At 61.3% G+C, this 16797-nt stretch carries 15 protein-coding genes and 1 pseudogene; 12 read left to right on the forward strand and 4 right to left on the reverse strand.

Annotated features, from left to right (window positions below; translation table 11 throughout):
* Positions 1–188 precede the first annotated feature (188 nt).
* On the reverse strand, positions 189–1574 hold the full coding sequence (locus ABI582_RS22530; protein WP_442120301.1) for an aldehyde dehydrogenase family protein: 1386 nt from the start codon (positions 1572–1574) through the stop codon (positions 189–191).
* A 107-nt stretch (positions 1575–1681) separates the two neighbouring features.
* Between ABI582_RS22530 and ptrR the strand changes: the two genes are divergently transcribed.
* From ptrR to ABI582_RS22550, 4 genes are all read left to right on the forward strand, one after another.
* Complete coding sequence (gene ptrR / locus ABI582_RS22535; RefSeq protein ID WP_016499597.1) at positions 1682–2551, forward strand: putrescine utilization regulator PtrR; 870 nt, start codon at positions 1682–1684, stop codon at positions 2549–2551.
* A 133-nt stretch (positions 2552–2684) separates the two neighbouring features.
* Entirely contained in the window at positions 2685–3128 is a 444-nt protein-coding gene (locus tag ABI582_RS22540; RefSeq protein ID WP_442120302.1) for a carboxypeptidase regulatory-like domain-containing protein, read from the forward strand.
* A 53-nt stretch (positions 3129–3181) separates the two neighbouring features.
* On the forward strand, positions 3182–3928 hold the full coding sequence (locus ABI582_RS22545; protein WP_442120303.1) for a phytanoyl-CoA dioxygenase family protein: 747 nt from the start codon (positions 3182–3184) through the stop codon (positions 3926–3928).
* Positions 3929–4123: 195 nt separating this feature from the next.
* Complete coding sequence (locus tag ABI582_RS22550; RefSeq protein ID WP_442120304.1) at positions 4124–4645, forward strand: acyloxyacyl hydrolase; 522 nt, start codon at positions 4124–4126, stop codon at positions 4643–4645.
* A 30-nt stretch (positions 4646–4675) separates the two neighbouring features.
* Here ABI582_RS22550 and ABI582_RS22555 read toward each other — a convergent pair whose 3' ends face one another.
* Together ABI582_RS22555 and ABI582_RS22560 are read right to left on the reverse strand one after the other, a co-directional pair.
* Positions 4676–6811 carry a TonB-dependent siderophore receptor gene (locus ABI582_RS22555; protein ID WP_442120305.1) on the reverse strand — a complete coding sequence of 712 codons (2136 nt, stop codon included), beginning with the start codon at positions 6809–6811 and terminating at the stop codon, positions 4676–4678.
* Positions 6812–7019: 208 nt separating this feature from the next.
* Positions 7020–7910, reverse strand: a complete 891-nt coding sequence (locus ABI582_RS22560; RefSeq protein WP_442120306.1) for a universal stress protein — start codon at positions 7908–7910, stop codon at positions 7020–7022.
* A 169-nt stretch (positions 7911–8079) separates the two neighbouring features.
* On the opposite strand from ABI582_RS22560, the gene hisN reads away from it, so the two are divergent.
* Positions 8080–8871, forward strand: coding sequence for a histidinol-phosphatase (gene hisN / locus ABI582_RS22565; RefSeq protein WP_442120307.1), 792 nt, complete (start codon positions 8080–8082; stop codon positions 8869–8871).
* A gap of 103 nt (positions 8872–8974) precedes the next feature.
* Complete coding sequence (locus ABI582_RS22570; protein ID WP_338747510.1) at positions 8975–9706, forward strand: hypothetical protein; 732 nt, start codon at positions 8975–8977, stop codon at positions 9704–9706.
* 97 nt (positions 9707–9803) lie between these two features.
* Here ABI582_RS22570 and ABI582_RS22575 read toward each other — a convergent pair whose 3' ends face one another.
* Positions 9804–10688 carry an alpha/beta hydrolase gene (locus ABI582_RS22575; protein ID WP_442120308.1) on the reverse strand — a complete coding sequence of 295 codons (885 nt, stop codon included), beginning with the start codon at positions 10686–10688 and terminating at the stop codon, positions 9804–9806.
* Between the two features lie 380 nt (positions 10689–11068).
* On the opposite strand from ABI582_RS22575, the gene benR reads away from it, so the two are divergent.
* The 6 genes and pseudogenes from benR (at position 11069) to ABI582_RS22605 (ending at position 16778) form a co-directional block, all read left to right on the forward strand.
* The gene (gene benR, locus ABI582_RS22580) at positions 11069–12034 is read left to right on the forward strand and encodes a benABC operon transcriptional activator BenR (RefSeq protein ID WP_442120309.1); all 966 of its coding nucleotides are present in this window, start codon (positions 11069–11071) and stop codon (positions 12032–12034) included.
* A 168-nt stretch (positions 12035–12202) separates the two neighbouring features.
* Positions 12203–12400, forward strand: a pseudogene (locus tag ABI582_RS22585) (RHS repeat-associated core domain-containing protein); the annotation flags it as partial.
* A gap of 548 nt (positions 12401–12948) precedes the next feature.
* Complete coding sequence (gene benA, locus ABI582_RS22590) at positions 12949–14307, forward strand: benzoate 1,2-dioxygenase large subunit (protein ID WP_258911931.1); 1359 nt, start codon at positions 12949–12951, stop codon at positions 14305–14307.
* Positions 14304–14789 (forward strand): benzoate 1,2-dioxygenase small subunit, encoded by a 486-nt coding sequence (benB, locus tag ABI582_RS22595; RefSeq protein ID WP_258651408.1) that lies wholly within the window; start codon positions 14304–14306, stop codon positions 14787–14789. The genes benA and benB overlap by 4 nt, the downstream gene beginning before the upstream one ends.
* A gap of 72 nt (positions 14790–14861) precedes the next feature.
* On the forward strand, positions 14862–15872 hold the full coding sequence (benC, locus tag ABI582_RS22600) for a benzoate 1,2-dioxygenase electron transfer component BenC (RefSeq protein ID WP_059394918.1): 1011 nt from the start codon (positions 14862–14864) through the stop codon (positions 15870–15872).
* Between the two features lie 147 nt (positions 15873–16019).
* Positions 16020–16778: a 1,6-dihydroxycyclohexa-2,4-diene-1-carboxylate dehydrogenase gene (locus ABI582_RS22605; protein WP_442120310.1), complete on the forward strand. Its 759-nt coding sequence runs from the start codon at positions 16020–16022 to the stop codon at positions 16776–16778.
* The last annotated feature ends 19 nt before the right edge of the window (positions 16779–16797 follow it).

Below are 16797 nucleotides of genomic sequence, written 5' to 3' on the forward strand. Positions count from 1 at the left end.
GAATTGCCATGGGGGATATCCGCACCGGTGAACCATTTGATACGGCCAAGCTTTTCAGCTCTGAGTACCTTGGAAAAGCTTGACCGCCAACAGAGTATCTACAGGATTACGCGATCTCCTGTAGTCGCGGCCGTGCCGCGGCGCCGGACCGGTCGGAAAGGGCTGCAAAGCAGCCCCAGGGTGGTGAATCAGTTACGGTCCAGCCACACTGTCTGGGCATTGGTGAACTCGCGCACCCCAAAGTGCGACAGCTCACGCCCGAACCCGCTCTTCTTCACGCCGCCAAACGCCACGCGGGGGTCGGAAGCGCAGTAGCCGTTGATGAACACGCCACCGGTATCCAGTGCCGCAGTCATGCGCTCGGCCAGTGCATAGTCGGCGGTGTATATGGTCGCGGCCAGGCCGAACTCGCTGTCGTTGGCCAGTTCCACCGCATGCTCGGCATCACGTGCAGTGATGATCGCGGCCACCGGCCCGAACAGCTCCTGCTTGAATGCAGTCATTTGCGGGGTGACGTTGGCGAACACGGTCGGCGCGTAGAAGTTGGCCACGCCTTCGACCTTGTTGCCGCCCAGCAGCAGGGTGGCGCCTTCGGCGAGGGTTGCCTGAACCTGGCCGTCCAGCTCGTCGCGCAGGTCGTAACGGGCCATCGGGCCGATGTAGGTGCCGTCTTCCAGTGGGTTGCCGACTTTCAGTTCGCGGGTTGCTTCAACGAACTTGCGCGTGAACTCCTCGACAATGCTGTCTTCCACGATCAGGCGTTTGGCCGCTGCGCAGACCTGGCCAGTGTTCTGGTAACGGCCAATGACCGCGGCCTTGACGGCGGCATCCAGGTCTGCGTCGGCCAGCACGATGAACGGGTCGGAGCCACCGAGCTCCAGCACACACTTCTTCAGCGCGGCACCGGCCTGGGCACCAATCGCCATGCCGGCACGCACGCTGCCGGTCAGGGTCACGGCGGCGATACGCGGGTCGTTGATGGCGCGGGTTACGCCATCCGGGGTGACGTTCAGCACTTCGAACACGCCATCCGGCAGGCCGGCATCCTTGAACAGCTCGCCCAGCAGGTAGGCGCTGCCCATCACGTTCGGCGCGTGCTTGAGCACGTAGGTATTGCCTGCCAGGATCGCTGGCACGGCGCCGCGCAGTACCTGCCAGACCGGGAAGTTCCACGGCATCACGGCCAGGATCGGGCCGAGCGGGCGGTATTCGATACGGGCTTTTTCAACCTGGGTCGGCTCAGCGGCAAGCATGGCCGGGCCGTGTTCGGCATACCAGCGGCACAGACCGACGCACTTGCTGACCTCACCACGGGCCTGGGCAATGGGCTTGCCGATTTCGCGGCTGATCATCTGGGCAAAGGCTTCGGCCTTGGCTTCGAGGGTGCTGGCCAGCGCCAACAGGTACTCGCTGCGCTGACCCAGCGACACTTGGCGCCACTGGCCGTAGCCAACCTTGGCACGTTGCAGCGCCGCTTCCAGTGCGGCGTCGGTGTCGAACGGGTAGGCGCCGATCTGCTCACCGCTGTACGGGTCGAGGGAGATGGCGTGGGTCAGGCTGCTGATCGCGCTCATGGCGGGACACTCTCGTTGTTGTTAATCAGTGACGCCAGACTAGTGGGCTATGGCTTTAATGAAAACTGAATAATAATGAGCGAAACATTCACGTTTGGAGAAAGGCTGTGGACCTGGTGCAACTGGAGATTTTTAAGGCCGTGGCAGAGCAGGGCAGCATCAGTGCCGCCGCGCAGCACATCCATCGGGTGCCATCCAACCTGACCACGCGCATCAAGCAGCTGGAAGAAGACTTGGGTGTGGAGCTGTTCATCCGCGAGAAGAGTCGCCTGCGCCTGTCGCCTGCGGGCTGGAATTTTCTCGAATACACCCGGCGGATTCTTGATCTGGTGCACGAGGCGCGACTGACCGTTGCCGGCGAAGACCCGCAGGGCACCTTTGCCCTCGGTTCGCTGGAAAGCACGGCAGCGGTGCGCATCCCGGCTTTGCTGGCGGCGTACAACCAGCGCTACCCCAAGGTAGACCTGGACCTGTCCACCGGGCCATCCGGGACCATGCTCGAAGGCGTGTTGTCTGGCCGGCTGGTTGCCGCGTTCGTCGACGGCCCGGTGCTGCACCCGACACTGGAAGGCATGCCGGTGTTCGAAGAGGAAATGATGGTCATTGCGCCGCTCAACCATGCGCCAGTTACCCGCGCCCAGGATGTGAACGGTGAAAGCATCTACGCCTTCCGTGCCAACTGTTCGTATCGCCATCACTTCGAAAACTGGTTCGTCAAGGACCAGGCAGTGCCGGGCAAGATTCACGAGATGGAGTCGTACCATGGCATGTTGGCCTGCGTCAGCGCTGGCGCAGGCCTGGCCATGATGCCGCGCAGCATGCTCGACAATATGCCCGGGTGCAGCACGGTCAGTGCCTGGCCTATGTCGGAAGATTTTCGCTACCTGAAAACCTGGCTGGTCTGGCGGCGGGGCGCGGTATCACGCAGTTTGAGTATGTTCGTGAAATTGCTTGAGGAAGGTCGTACAACCTCTTGATCAGTCTTTAAATTTACATTCGATTGATGGGTTAGTGCCGAATGTCACGATGACGACCATGCATCAGCCAGAACACCAATACCCCGGGAGGATCAGATAATAGGTAAGCCATCCTCTAAAGGAGGGTCGTACCATGCGTAACCATCACTATGCCCTCGGCGCGGCGTTGCTGATCACCCTGGCCATGCCATGGACCCTGGCTGCTGCCGCCGACCTCAATGCCCCCATCGACATGCAGGCCGTGCAGTTGCAACCGCAGGAGCAGAACGGCGTGCGCTATTTGCAAGGCGGCATTGGCCAGGATGAGGCCAATGCGCTGCGCAAAACCACCGGCTATGACTTGCATGTGGAGCTTTCCACTGGCGCGGAAGGCAAGTTCCAGAGTGGTGCCACAGTCGACATTCAGAATGCACAAGGCCAGCCCGTACTCAGCGTCACGGATGCCGGGCCGCTGCTGTATGTGCAGTTGCCTCCCGGCAAGTACAAAGTCACTGGCAATGCCCAAGGTGAGACGGTGCAGCAACTGGTGACCGTGAACGGCAAGGCCCCTGCGACCGTGAACCTGAACTGGCGTTGACGGAAAACGGGCGGGAGTACATATGTGCTCCTGCCTGAACGGAGCGCATCGCCATGAGTCTGGAACTTCAGCTGGAGATGTTGGACGAGCGGGGCTATGTGTTGCTCTCAGGGGTGCTCGAACCCCTGCGAATCGCCTTGTTGCGCTGCGCCATCGATGACCTGCAGCCGATTCACTGGGACTACCAGGGGCAGTTGGAACACTACAAATGCGTGTTCAACCGCAACCCGTTGTGGCTGCCCTTTCTCGACCTGCCACCCCTGATAACACTGGCAGAAGCGGTGCTGGGTGCTGATTGCCACGTGATCGGACAAACCGCGTGGCGCAGCCACCCGGGTTACCCGGGCATGGCACTGCACCTGGATCATCTGCCCATGCAGTTGCCCGATTGGCTAAGCACCAAGGGCGATTTCACTCAGCCCGCGCAGATACTGACTGCTCAGCTGTACCTCAGCGACATCGACCACAGCATCGGACCGACCTACGTCGTGCCCGGGAGCCATCGAGCGGCGCGGCCACCACAGGCTGACGAGACCCACTGGCAGGGCCAGCAAGCGCAGGCAGTGTTGTGCAAGGCGGGCGACGCGCTGGTATTTCGCAGCGATGTATGGCACAGCGGCGGAGCCAATTGCAGCCAGGCCCGCGAGCGCGACATGCTGCAAGTGCACTATGGCCGGCGCATGGTCGCGCAGAAGTTCTCACCCTACCTGAACTGGCGCTTCAACCCGCAGGTGCTGGAGCAGGCTACACCCCGGCAGAGGCGCCTGCTGGGCGACCATGAGGAGGCGGAATACGACTGAAACGCTGCGCTCAGCAAGGCACATCTTGACCAACTGATTACGCCAATAGTGGCAATTCACTTTCAACTTTCTGATTATCTGGACAATAATCAGAAACTGTTACTTCGTGTGACCGGCCTGGATGCGCTGGTCACCCAATAAAGATCGAGGGGCAAAAGCCCCCGCTTGCCGTGTAGACCATCAGGAGAGTCGTTGATGAAAACCCGTCTCGCAGCTTCGCTGGCCGCTGCAGTGCTGGCCTTTGCAGGGGCCAATCTGGCCCAGGCCGCGCAGGTTTCCGGTGCCGTTGGCGCCACCAGTCAAGGTGACATGACCTACCGTATCGGCCTGTCGTTCGACTGGGACAAGAAATGGCTGGAAAGCAGTACCGGCTATGTGACTGGCTACTGGGATGCAGCCTACACCTACTGGGAAGGCGGTGACGCCAGTGGGGCGCACTCGCTGTCCTTCAGCCCGGTGTTCAGCTATGAATTCAGTGGCTTCACCTACACGCCGTACATCGAGGCCGGTATTGGCCTGGCGGCGTTTTCCAAGACCGACGTGGGTGACCAGCGCATGGGGTCGTCGGTCAACTTCGAAGACCGTATCGGTTTCGGCCTGAAGCTGCCTGGGGAGCAGAAAGTCGGAATTCGCGCGATGCATTATTCCAATGCGGGGATCAAGCAGCCTAACGACGGGATCGAGTCCTACTCGCTGTTCTACAGCAAAGGTTTCTGAAGCAGGGGGCCGCTGAGCGGCCCCAGCCTTTCAGAACGTATAGGAAACCCCGGCCTGCACCGTCCGAGGTGCTCCGGGGTAGGCGTAGGTGTTGAACGCACCTTCGTCATATTCCTTGTTGAACAGGTTTTTCACGTCCAGGTTCAGGCGTACGTGCTCATCGAGCTGGTAGAAGCCCAGCAGGTCAACCACGGTGTACTGGTCCATGTTGTAGGTGACCGCCTCGGTCTGACCATTACGGTCATCCACGTATTTCACGCCAATACCCAGGCCGAGGCCTTTGGCGAAGCCATCCTGGAATTCATATGTGTTTAGCAGGCTGAAGCTGTTACGTGGAATGTTTGCCAGGCGGGTGCCGGTGGGCAAGCGGTTGTCCTTGGTAACTTCGGCATCGACATAAGCGTAGCCGCCGATCACCCGCCACTCTGGGGTGATGTTGCCAGCAATGTTGATATCCAGGCCGCGGCTGCGCACCTGGCCAGCGGCGACACTGTAGTTGGGGTCCACCGGGTCGCGCGTCAGTACGTTTTCCTTGACGATGTGGTAGATCGCCGCGTCGACGCTCAATTGGCGATCAAGCGCTTCCCATTTCACGCCCAGTTCGTAGGATTTGCCTTTCTCGGGGTCGAAACCACGCCCTGTCGCACCTGCAGGTGCACCGCTGTTGGGCTTGAACGAACGCGCGGTGTTGGCATAGACCGCGACAGTGTTGGTCAGGTCGTAAAGCAGGCCGAAACGCGGAGTGACGCCGTTCTCGCCCTTGTTGAAATCACCCGCTGCGCTGAGTTTGTTGACGTAATCGTGCTCGAAGCGCTCGAAACGAACGCTAGCCAGCGCCTTCAGTCGCTCGGTCAAGGCTACCTGGTCCTGGATGAAGAACGCCCAGGTCTGCAGGTTTTCCTTGTCCCAGGTCGTAGTACGGGTCAGGGCTGGCCGGGGCTGGCCAAGGACCGGGTTGTAGATGTCGATGGGGTAGGTGCCAGCAGCCGCAGAGGACCGTTGGATGATCGAGTTGTAGTCGTAGTTCTCGTATTCGACGCCGGTCAGCAAGGTATGGCTGAGCGTGCCGGTATCGAAGTGTCCGGTCAGGTTCAGTTGCCAGTCACGATCGGTCCATTCCAGCTTGCGGTAGTTGAAGTTGCGCTGCAGCGTGCGGCCATCTGCCGGTGCGCCGTTGGCTTCGACAGCATTGCCTTTGAGCGAACCATCAAGGAACTGGAACCCACCAGCCAGCGTCCAGTTGTCGTTGAGCAGGTGCTCGAAACGTAGCTGGGCCATGTTGTTGTCGTTGTGCAGCAGGTTGTCGCTGCCTTTTTCCCAGATGTAGGTGTCACGCGAGGCGCTGCCGGTTTGCGTGGCAAAGCGGGTCAAGCCGCGGTCCAGCGGGTGGTTGTTACGCATGAAGTCGCCTTCGAAGATGATCTTCGTGGCGTCATTGACCTGCCAGCTGATGACCGGTGCAACATCATAGCGCTCGCTTTCCACGTCATCGCGGAAGCTGTCACCACCTTCGCCAAGCACGTTCAGGCGGTAAGCCAGCGAACCGTCCTGGTTCAGCGGCCCGGTGGCGTCCAGGGTAGCGCGGTGCATACCCTGGTCATCGAACTGGCTGCCCAGTGTAACCTTGGATTCTGGCAGTGGCTGCTTGCTGACCACGTTGAAGGTGCCACCTGGGTCGCCACGGCCATACAGGCTGGTGGCCGGGCCACGGATCACTTCCAGGCGCTCGACGGTATTGGCATCCGGGGCGTTGGGATAACCACGATTGATCGGGAAACCATTGCGATAGAACTCGCCGGTGGTGAAGCCGCGCACGGTGAAGGTGGTCAGGCCCTGGCCGCCAAAGTTGTTGGCACGGCCGACACCACCGGCGTAGTCCAGGCCATCCTGCAGGCGCGTGGCGCCGGTGTCTTGCAGCACATCCTTGGGCACCACACTGACCGATTGCGGCGTTTCGTGCAGCGCCGTGTCAGTGCGGGTGGCACTGGCCGAGCGATTGGCCTTGTAGCCAACGACCGGGCCATCGGCGCGCTCACTGTCGGCAGTACTGGTGATGCTCAGTGCCTGGAGTTCTATCTGGGCCGGGTCGCTGAGCGGTTCAGGCTCGGCAAAGGCCAGCGGGGAGACAGCATGAAGCACACAAAGCGAAACGAACGTGCGACGCATCGACGGTACGATCCTGGAGTAGGGCGCTAAAGGATGGGGTAGGGAAGCGCCGTGAAACTACTACGAATCATTATCAAATGCATTATCTTTAAATGGCACTGGTGTACCAGATGCCAAGCAGCCAAACCCATGCTGGCCTCTGCGAGGATCAACCCGCTGCTACAGGGTTCACCAGACCCGCGAAGAGGCCGGTTCAGGTATACCAGACTCAGCGAACGACCTTGATCGCCAGCACATTGCACAGCGGGTGCTCCAGTACATGCGCCGTGGTCCCGCCCAGATATGTCTGCATGGCGTCATGCCGATGGCTGCCCATCACGATCACATCTGCCCGGCTGTGGCCGACAAACTGGGCAATGGCCCTGATAGCAGGGCCTTCCAGGAAGTGCCGACGCTCCAGCGGGATCTGCTGATGGTCACCCAGTCGGTTGAACGCCGCCCGCTGCGCAGTGCGCACGCTGCCGTCGAAGCCGGGCATGGTCACCGTACCGGCGCCGAAGTCGGCAATATGGGTCTTGGCCGCGTCGCACACATGCAGCAAGTGCAACTCGGCGTTGCATTGCAGGGCCAGGGCACGGGCGCAGTGGATCACCTGCTCGTCCAGGTGCTCGCCAGCACCGTGGCTGTTAAGGTCCACTGCCGCGGCAATCTGCCGGGGCAAGGGCAGGCGGATGTCGCTGACCAGATGCACGGCAACCGGGCTGTCCTTGAGCAACTGCCAATCCAGTGGCGTGACCAGCAGGCGTTTGAGCACGGGTTCGTGCTGCACGTCCTTGACCAGCAAATCGCAGCCTTGCCGTTCGACCCGCTCCAGCGCGCTGCCCAGCGGGTCGCGAGTCAACAACAGTTCGGTAGACACGTCCAGGCCAGCATTGCCCAACTGTTCAGCCTCATCTGCCAGCCACTGACGGTTGTCACTGAGCAGCCGCTCACGCTCGCGGCCATCGCTCATCAAACCAAAGGTGTCGACATCGTCGACGAAAACGTTGATATCCAGCAGTGCACCGCTGGACTCCGCCAGCGCTGCCGCGCGTTGCAGCGCGGGCGTATGGCGCATCTGCGGGCCGAGCATGACAAACAAGCGCTTGAACTGGCTCATCTCACACCTCCACGTGTGGCAGCCCCCCGGTTACCTGGTTCTGTTCAGTCTAGACCTGTGTGCGCCCGGTAAAACCGATCAGGCTTTTTCCACCTGCGGCTGCTCGAGTGCGGCTAGCGCCATGTGTCGGGTATGATGCGTGCCCCATCATTGTCACGAGGCCTGTCCCATGTCCCTGAGCGCTGAACAGATCGGCGAATTTTGCGCTTTCGCCGAGCAGTTGGCCGATGCTGCCGCAGTGGCGATCAAGCCATACTTTCGCGCCAGCCTGGATGTCGAGGACAAGGGCGGGCGCCTGTTCGACCCAGTGACCGTGGCTGACAAGGCGGCCGAGGACGCCATGCGCGCGCTGATCCAGGCCCGCTACCCAGACCACGGTATTCTTGGTGAAGAGGCGGGCGTGGCCGTCGGCAGCAGCCCGTTGACCTGGGTGCTCGACCCGATCGACGGTACCCGTGCCTTCATCACCGGCCTGCCGTTGTGGGGCACGTTGATTGCCCTGAACGACGGCACCCGCCCAGTGGTCGGGGTGATGAACCAGCCATTCACCGGCGAGCGTTTTGTCGGTACCCCCGAAGGCGCCTGGCGCAGTGGCACGCCTTTGCAGACCCGTACCTGTGCCAACCTGGCGTCGGCCACGCTGATGTGCACCACGCCGGACATGTTCGACACCGCCGAGCGCAAGGCCGCCTTCGAGGCCGTTGCCGGCAAGGCACGGCTGATGCGTTATGGTGGCGACTGCTACGCCTACTGCATGCTGGCCTCGGGCTTTGTCGACGTGATCGTCGAGGCCAGCCTGCAGCCCTATGACGTGCAGGCGCTGATGCCGATCATCGAAGGGGCGGGCGGGGTGATCACCGCCTGGGATGGCAGCAGTGCGCATAATGGCGGGTGCGTGGTGGCCTGCGGTGACCCGGCGCTGCATGCCCAGGTGGTGGAGATGTTGCGCCACGCCATGTGAGCCACCTATCCCCGATCACTGCACTTTTTACGATTTCCGGGCTCTATCCTTGGCCAGGCTGCTCTGATCCCCAATGCAGCCGCCGAAGATCGACCCGGTGCCGATGGTTGCAAGTTACCCGAATTTCTTCCCGCGTCTGCTGCTGGCAGGCGCCCTCACATGCCTGTGCGCCTGCACCCAGGAGCAAGGCCGCGATATTGTCAGCCAGTTCGGCAACGGCAAACCCAGCGAGCTGTTCCAGACCAGCGTCGACCGCTTGGCCACGCTGTCGATGCGCGACAACTTGCAAAGCCTGTACCTGCTGATGAACAAGCTGTACCTGCGCAACCCCAACCAGTGGAAGATGTCGGGCTACGTGGATGCCGCCACGGCCGAGCGGCAGATCCGCATGGCCATCGAGCAACGCCAGCCACTCCCACAGCTTGGCAACCGCCGCGACCTCGCTGCCTTGAGCTACGCCCTGAGCCCGGAGTTTCGCGGCGACCGCGTCGGCGCGTTCATCTACGCCATCGGCAGCATGCTGGTCACTGCACATGGCGGGCGTACCGAGTTCTACATGACCGATACCATCGACCCGCTGTTCGTCAACAACGCAGCGCGCAATATCGAGAAGGCGACGTGGATGCTCAGCCAGCGGCAGGATGCCAATGGGGTGTTGCTGCTGTTCTCCAATGAGATCTCGGAGGAGGGCAGCAACCTCAGCTTTGCCGTAGAGTTCGGCAAGATCGTGGCGCGGCTGGACTTGCTGGCCGAGTTGCTGGATGAGCGTTACCGGCGGATCGGCCTGAATTACGCGCAAAGCCTGCTGCTGATGAATTTTTTACCGGTGCAGTGAACCGTAGCGTTGTGCAGGCCCTGTAGGAGCGGCCTTGTGTCGCGAAAGGGGCGCGCAGCGGCCCCAGGATTTCAGCCACCCAGGGCTATTGGACGGTTCAGAGCAGCGCCTGTATTGCCTGCCTGTAACGCTGCCCGGCCAGGCTCATGCTGTTGTTATGGGTGGCCCCCGGCACCAGCAGCAATGTCTTGGGCTGCCGGGCTGCGTCGAACAGCTGCTGGCTGAAGCGCGGCGGTACAAAACGGTCATCCGTTCCATGCACCAGCAGCACTGGCAGGCCGATGTTGCCGATCTTGTCCAGCGAGTCGAACTTCTGCGACATCAACCAGCGCACCGGCAGGGAAGTTTTGGCCACCGCTGCCGCGACATCGCCCAGGGAGGTGAAGGTCGACTCAAGGATCAACCCGCGTGCCGGCGCCCCAACGCCGCTTTGCTGCGCTTCACGTGTCAGTTCACTGGCCAGTTCCACGGCCACCGCGCCGCCCAGCGAATGACCGAATATCAGGCGCTTGCCGGCATCCGGCTGCAGCTGGGCGAAGCGCTCCCACGCAATGCGTGCATCTTCGTATACCGTGGCCTCGGATGGCAGGTCGCCCCGGCTCTGGCCAAAGCCCCGGTAATCCACGGCCAGCACCGAGTAGCCCATGGCATGCAGCTGCTCGATGCGGAACAATTGGCCGGTAAGGTTCCAGCGCACGCCGTGCAGGTAGAGCACCGCCGGGGCATTGGCGCGTTTGGCCGGCCACCACCAGGCGTGCAGGCTCTGGTTATCGCTGAAGCTGCGCGGGCGCAGGTCAAGCTCCTGCACGTCGCTGGGCAAACCGCGGAACCAGCTGGCTTGGCCAGGCTCGATGCGGAACACCAGTTCGCGCTCCTTGTGCTGCAGCATGGCGCAGCTGGAGGGTAAGCCAATAACCAGCAAGGTGGCACACAACCAGGTGAGCCAGCGGCGGCGCAGGTGGGTAAGGAAGAGGGTAGGCATGTGCGCTTTCTAGCAGATGCACTGCGCCGGGTGTTGAAAAAGTGACCGAATGGCAGGGTGGTTTGGTTGCAAGCTGTTTCTGGAAGAACCGGAATATTACCCGTCTCGCGCGGGTTTACTCCCGAAGCGGCCGGTACAGGAAAATACTGTTCGATAAACGAACGCCAGCTCCATCTGGCTTGTCCGCTATCCGCCCATCCAATCCCATCGCCGCATTGCTCAACCCCCGCCATTTTGCTGTAGTGTGCCCATCCACCGGTTGTCGCCTGCCCCCGCTATCCGCAACCGGCCAGATAGAATGACCGTGACGACCGCAACCACCGCCCACAAGGCCGTAGGAAGCGGCGACCAGAACAATAACGATACCGAGTGCCTTGCCTATGGAAAGCCGCCTGCTGAGCGAGCGCAGTAGCGTGTTTCACCACGCCGACCCTTATGCTGTGTCCGATTATGTGAACCAGCATGTAGGCCAGCATTGCATCGGACTGTCCCGCACCACCCATCCCCAAGCCAGCCTCAGCCACCGCAAGTTCGCCGAGCTCGACCTATGCCGCATCAGCTACGGGGGCAGCGTGCGCGTTACCTCGCCGGCGCTGGAAACCATCTACCACCTGCAAGTGCTGCTCAACGGCAACTGCCTGTGGCGCGGGCACAAACGCGAGCAGCACCTGGTGCCGGGCGAACTGCTGCTGATCAACCCGGATGACCCGGTTGACCTGACCTATTCGGAAGACTGCGAGAAGTTCATCCTCAAGGTGCCAACCCGGCTGCTGGATTCGATCTGCGACGAACAGCGCTGGCACCGGCCTGATGGGGGCGTGCGGTTCTTGCGCAATCATTACCGGCTGGATGAACTGGACGGGTTCGTGAACCTGCTGGCCATGGTTTGCCATGAAGCGGAAGTGAGCGACTCGCTGCCCCGGGTGCAGGGGCATTACAGCCAGATTGTCGCCAGCAAGTTGCTGACCCTGATGAGCACCAATATCCGCCGCGAAAGCCTGAGCGCACCCCAGGCCGGCCTTGAGCGCATTCTTGATTACATAGAGCGCAACCTGAAGCTGGAGCTGTCGGCTGAGGTGCTGGCGGAGCAGGCCTGCATGAGTTTGCGCTCGCTGTATGCGTTGTTCGACCAGCACTTGGGCACCACCCCCAAGCATTACGTGCGCCAACGCAAACTCGAGCGGGTGCATGCGTGCCTGAACGACCCGACTTGCGGTGTGCGCAGTGTGACCGAGCTTGCCCTGGATTACGGCTTCCTTCATCTAGGCCGGTTTTCCGAGGTGTATCGGCAGCAATTTGGCGAGCTGCCTTCGCAGACGTTCAAGCGCCGGGGTGAGGCGCGCTAGCGAGGCCACCTGATAGTTCTGCCAGTTGTCGGCATTTCCTGCATAGCCCACCATTTGCTTTATTTCGCGCAAAGGGTGGGAACCATGTCGAGGTCGCAGATTTCTTCTTGTGCACAGCGCTACACCGTTTATGGGCGGGATGGCGGCGAGCAGTGCGCATCTGTGCTGCGCTTTAACGGGCAGAGTAAAGAGCCTGTTACAGGGCACTACTTGCTTGGGAACGGATATCGCGGCTTCGATTCAGCCTTGATGCGTTTCAATTCGCCGGATAGCTTTAGTCCATTTGGTGACGGTGGGCTCAACGCCTATTGCTATTGCGGGGGCGACCCGGTGAACAAAATTGACCCCAGCGGTCACGCGGGGATTGAGCTCAATAACTTCTCGAATGGCGGTCTGTTCACAAATCGCTGGGGGCTTCGCACGGCCGCATCGACGATGGCCGGTCAAAGCTCAAAAGCTCCAGCATTGAAAACCTTGAGTGTGAAGAGGGCTCTCTCTGAAATCGACCCTAATCTTCAGGGGAGGATGAAGAAGGCGGACCGATATCAGTCTTGGCAGACGCGCGATGTACAACGACTGGAAAACGCTTCTGTTTGGCTTCAAGGAAGGGCCAATCGGTTTGAGTTGGCAAAAAACTATTTTGATGCCGGAAATTTTCCATTAGAAGCTCAAGCAGCGTATGAGACAAGGCATGAGATTTTAGCTGTCAAACAATGGGTAGATTTTAAGCTGACCAATACCAGGGCCATGCTAGAACGCCAGAAATTATTCGAAGTGCTGCCGTTTCCTCCCGCCGTTGATGAAATGCCAAAAATTCGTAGAGGTGGATAACACTCTGCACAATCCGGATAGTCCCCCGCCAGTCGTCTCCCTAACCTGACCAGGTCTTAACAATAACAATGGAGACCCTGGCCATGTCCCTGGGATTCGACTACCTCAATGCCATGCTCGAGGACGACCGTGAAAAGGGCATCTACCGCTGCAAGCGAGAGATGTTCACTGACCCACGCCTGTTCGACCTGGAAATGAAACACATCTTCGAGGGCAACTGGATCTACCTGGCTCACGAAAGCCAGATTCCCGAAAAGAACGACTTCCTCACCCTGACCATGGGGCGCCAGCCGATTTTCATCGCGCGCAACAAGGACGGTGAGCTCAATGCCTTCCTCAACGCCTGCAGCCACCGCGGCGCCATGCTGTGCCGGCACAAGCGCGGCAACCGCTCCAGCTACACCTGCCCGTTCCACGGCTGGACGTTCAACAACAGCGGCAAACTGCTGAAGGTGAAAGACCCGAGCAACGCCGGCTACCCCGACAGTTTCAACTGCGACGGCTCCCACGACCTGACCAGGGTGGCGCGCTTCGAGTCGTACCGGGGCTTTTTGTTCGGCAGCCTGAACGCCGATGTGAAACCGCTGGTGGAGCACCTGGGCGAATCGGCCAAGATCATCGACATGATCGTCGACCAGTCGCCTGAAGGCCTGGAAGTGCTGCGCGGTGCTAGCTCGTACATCTACGAAGGCAACTGGAAACTCACTGCCGAAAACGGCGCCGACGGCTACCACGTCAGCTCCGTGCACTGGAACTACGCCGCTACCCAGAACCAGCGCAAGCAGCGCGAGGCGGGCGACGAAATCAAGACCATGAGCGCCGGTGCCTGGGCCAAGCAGGGTGGCGGTTTCTACTCCTTCGACCACGGCCACTTGCTGCTGTGGACCCGCTGGGCCAACCCGGAAGACCGCCCGGCCTATGAGCGCCGCGACCAGCTGGCTGCCGACTACGGCCAGGCGCGTGCCGACTGGATGATCGAGAACTCGCGCAACCTGTGCCTGTACCCGAACGTGTACCTGATGGACCAGTTCAGCTCGCAGATCCGCGTTGCCCGGCCGATTTCGGTGAACAAGACCGAAATCACCATTTACTGCATCGCGCCCAAAGGCGAGAGCGCCGATGCCCGCGCCAAGCGCATCCGCCAGTACGAAGACTTCTTCAACGTCAGCGGCATGGCCACCCCGGACGACCTGGAAGAGTTCCGCTCGTGCCAGACCGGCTACGGCGGTGGTACCGGCTGGAACGACATGTCCCGTGGTGCAGCCCACTGGGTGGACGGCGCCGATGAAGCGGCCAGGGAAATCGACCTCAAGCCGCTGTTGTCCGGCGTGCGCACCGAAGACGAAGGCCTGTTCGTGCTGCAGCACAAATACTGGCAGGACACCATGATCCAGGCGCTGAAGGACGACCAGCAACTGATCCCCGTGGAGGCTGTGCAATGAGCCTTTATGAGACCGTGCGCGACTTCCTCTACCGCGAAGCGCGCTACCTGGACGACGCCCAGTGGGATCAGTGGCTGGAACTGTACGCCAGCGATGCCAGCTTCTGGATGCCGAGCTGGGACGATGACGACACCCTCACAGAAGACCCGCAAAGCGAAATCTCGCTGATCTGGTACGGCAACCGTGGCGGCCTGGAAGACCGCGTGTTCCGTATCAAGACCGAGCGCTCCAGTGCGACCGTGCCCGACACCCGCACTTCGCACAACATCAGCAACATCGAGATCGTCGAGCAGGGCGAGGGCAGCTGCCAGGTGCGTTTCAACTGGCACACCCTGAGCTTTCGCTACAAGACCACGGACAGTTACTTCGGCACCAGTTTCTACACCCTCGACCTGCGCGGCGGACAGCCGTTGATCAAGGCCAAGAAGGTGGTGCTGAAGAACGACTACGTGCGCCAGGTCATCGACATCTACCACATCTGATACAGGGTTTTGCGAGCACTGCCCGGTGCGTCCTGCGACGCGCCGTGGGCCGGCTCGCCCGCGAGGTGCAACATGAGCTACCAGATCGCACTGAATTTCGAAGACGGGGTTACCCGCTTCATCGAAGCCGCCGGCCATGAAACCGTGGCTGACGCTGCCTACCGCCAGGGCATCAACATCCCGCTGGACTGCCGCGATGGCGCCTGCGGTACGTGCAAGTGCAAGGCCGAATCCGGCCGCTATGACCTGGGCGACAACTTCATCGAAGATGCCCTGAACGAAGACGAAATTGCCGAAGGCTACGTACTGACCTGCCAGATGCGCGCCGAAAGCGACTGCGTCATCCGCATCCCGGCTTCGTCGCAGCTGTGCAAGACCGAACAGGCCAGCTTCGAGGCCGCCATCAGCGATGTGCGCCAACTGTCGGCCAGCACCATTGCCCTGTCGATCAAGGGTGAAGCGCTGAGCCGCCTGGCGTTTCTGCCGGGGCAGTACGTCAACCTCAAGGTGCCGGGCAGCGAGCAGAGCCGCGCCTATTCGTTCAGTTCGTTGCAGAAGGGCGGCGAAGTCAGCTTCCTGATCCGCAACGTACCGGGCGGGTTGATGAGCAGCTTCCTGACCAACCTGGCCAAAGCCGGCGACAGCATGAGCTTGGCCGGGCCGCTGGGCAGCTTCTACCTGCGGCCGATCCAGCGCCCGCTGTTGCTGTTGGCTGGCGGTACCGGCCTGGCGCCGTTCACCGCGATGCTGGAGAAAATCGCCGAGCAGGGCAGCGAGCACCCGCTGCACCTGATCTATGGCGTGACCAACGACTTCGACCTGGTCGAGCTCGACCGCCTGCAAGCACTGGCGGCGCGCATCCCCAACTTCACCTACAGCGCCTGCGTGGCCAACCCGGACAGCCAGTACCCGCAAAAGGGCTACGTGACCCAGCACATCGAGCCACGCCACCTCAACGACGGGGATGTGGACCTGTACCTGTGCGGGCCACCGCCGATGGTCGAGGCGGTCAGCCAGTACGTGCGCGAGCAGGGTATTACCCCGGCCAACTTCTACTACGAGAAGTTCGCGGCGGCGGCCTGACAGATCGCCGGGGCCGCTGCGCGGCCCTTTCGCGGCACAAGGCCGCTCCTACGGGGAAACGCGATCCATGTAGGAGCGGCCTTGCGTCGCGATGGAGGGCGCGCAGCCCTCCCAATTGCCATTAACCGGGTCATGCAGGAAAAACATATGAACAGATTCCAAGGCAAGGTTGCCCTGGTCACCGGCGCCGCTCAAGGCATCGGCCGGGGCGTGTGCTGGCGGCTCAAGGCCGAAGGCGCGCAAGTGGTGGCGGTCGACCGTTCCGAACTGGTCCACGAGCTGGCTGGCGAAGGCATGCTCACCCTCACCGCCGACCTGGAGCAACACACCGACTGCGCCCGGGTCATGGCCAGTGCGGTAGAAACCTTTGGCCGCCTAGACATCCTGGTCAACAACGTAGGCGGCACTATCTGGGCCAAGCCTTTCGAACACTACGAGGTCGAGCAGATCGAGGCCGAAGTGCGCCGTTCGCTGTTCCCCACCCTCTGGTGCTGCCACGCCGCGCTGCCCTACATGCTTGAACGCGGCAGCGGCGCCATCGTCAACGTTTCTTCCATCGCCACCCGTGGCGTCAACCGGGTGCCTTATGGCGCAGCCAAGGGCGGCGTCAATGCGCTTACCGCATGCCTGGCCTTCGAAACTGCAGGGCGGGGCATCCGCGTCAACGCCACTGCGCCCGGCGGCACCGAAGCGCCACCCCGGCGCGTGCCACGCAACAGCGCCGAGCAAAGCGAGCAGGAAAAACACTGGTACCAGCAGATCGTCGACCAGACCCTCGACAGCAGCCTGATGCACCGCTACGGCAGCATCGACGAGCAAGTGGGGGCGATTCTGTTCCTCGCTTCCGACGAGGCCTCTTACATCACCGGCGTGACCCTGCCGGTAGGGGGCGGCGACCTCGGTTGAGCAGCAACTTCACGGCAAC

The sequence above is a fragment of the Pseudomonas sp. SAS7 genome, from assembly GCF_052112345.1.
GTDB classification, from domain to species: domain Bacteria; phylum Pseudomonadota; class Gammaproteobacteria; order Pseudomonadales; family Pseudomonadaceae; genus Aquipseudomonas; species Aquipseudomonas putida_Q.

Bases quoted from the DNA above. Each gene is read 5' to 3' on its own strand.
- ABI582_RS22530 (WP_442120301.1), bottom strand. From the start codon at position 1,574: ATGAGCGCGATCAGCAGCCTGACCCACGCCATCTCCCTCGACCCGTAC.
- ABI582_RS22540 (WP_442120302.1), top strand. From the start codon at position 2,685: ATGCGTAACCATCACTATGCCCTCGGCGCGGCGTTGCTGATCACCCTG.
- ABI582_RS22545 (WP_442120303.1), top strand. From the start codon at position 3,182: ATGAGTCTGGAACTTCAGCTGGAGATGTTGGACGAGCGGGGCTATGTG.
- ABI582_RS22550 (WP_442120304.1), top strand. From the start codon at position 4,124: ATGAAAACCCGTCTCGCAGCTTCGCTGGCCGCTGCAGTGCTGGCCTTT.
- ABI582_RS22555 (WP_442120305.1), bottom strand. From the start codon at position 6,811: ATGCGTCGCACGTTCGTTTCGCTTTGTGTGCTTCATGCTGTCTCCCCG.
- ABI582_RS22560 (WP_442120306.1), bottom strand. From the start codon at position 7,910: ATGAGCCAGTTCAAGCGCTTGTTTGTCATGCTCGGCCCGCAGATGCGC.
- hisN (WP_442120307.1), top strand. From the start codon at position 8,080: ATGTCCCTGAGCGCTGAACAGATCGGCGAATTTTGCGCTTTCGCCGAG.
- ABI582_RS22570 (WP_338747510.1), top strand. From the start codon at position 8,975: ATGGTTGCAAGTTACCCGAATTTCTTCCCGCGTCTGCTGCTGGCAGGC.
- ABI582_RS22575 (WP_442120308.1), bottom strand. From the start codon at position 10,688: ATGCCTACCCTCTTCCTTACCCACCTGCGCCGCCGCTGGCTCACCTGG.
- benR (WP_442120309.1), top strand. From the start codon at position 11,069: ATGGAAAGCCGCCTGCTGAGCGAGCGCAGTAGCGTGTTTCACCACGCC.
- benA (WP_258911931.1), top strand. From the start codon at position 12,949: ATGTCCCTGGGATTCGACTACCTCAATGCCATGCTCGAGGACGACCGT.
- benB (WP_258651408.1), top strand. From the start codon at position 14,304: ATGAGCCTTTATGAGACCGTGCGCGACTTCCTCTACCGCGAAGCGCGC.
- benC (WP_059394918.1), top strand. From the start codon at position 14,862: ATGAGCTACCAGATCGCACTGAATTTCGAAGACGGGGTTACCCGCTTC.
- ABI582_RS22605 (WP_442120310.1), top strand. From the start codon at position 16,020: ATGAACAGATTCCAAGGCAAGGTTGCCCTGGTCACCGGCGCCGCTCAA.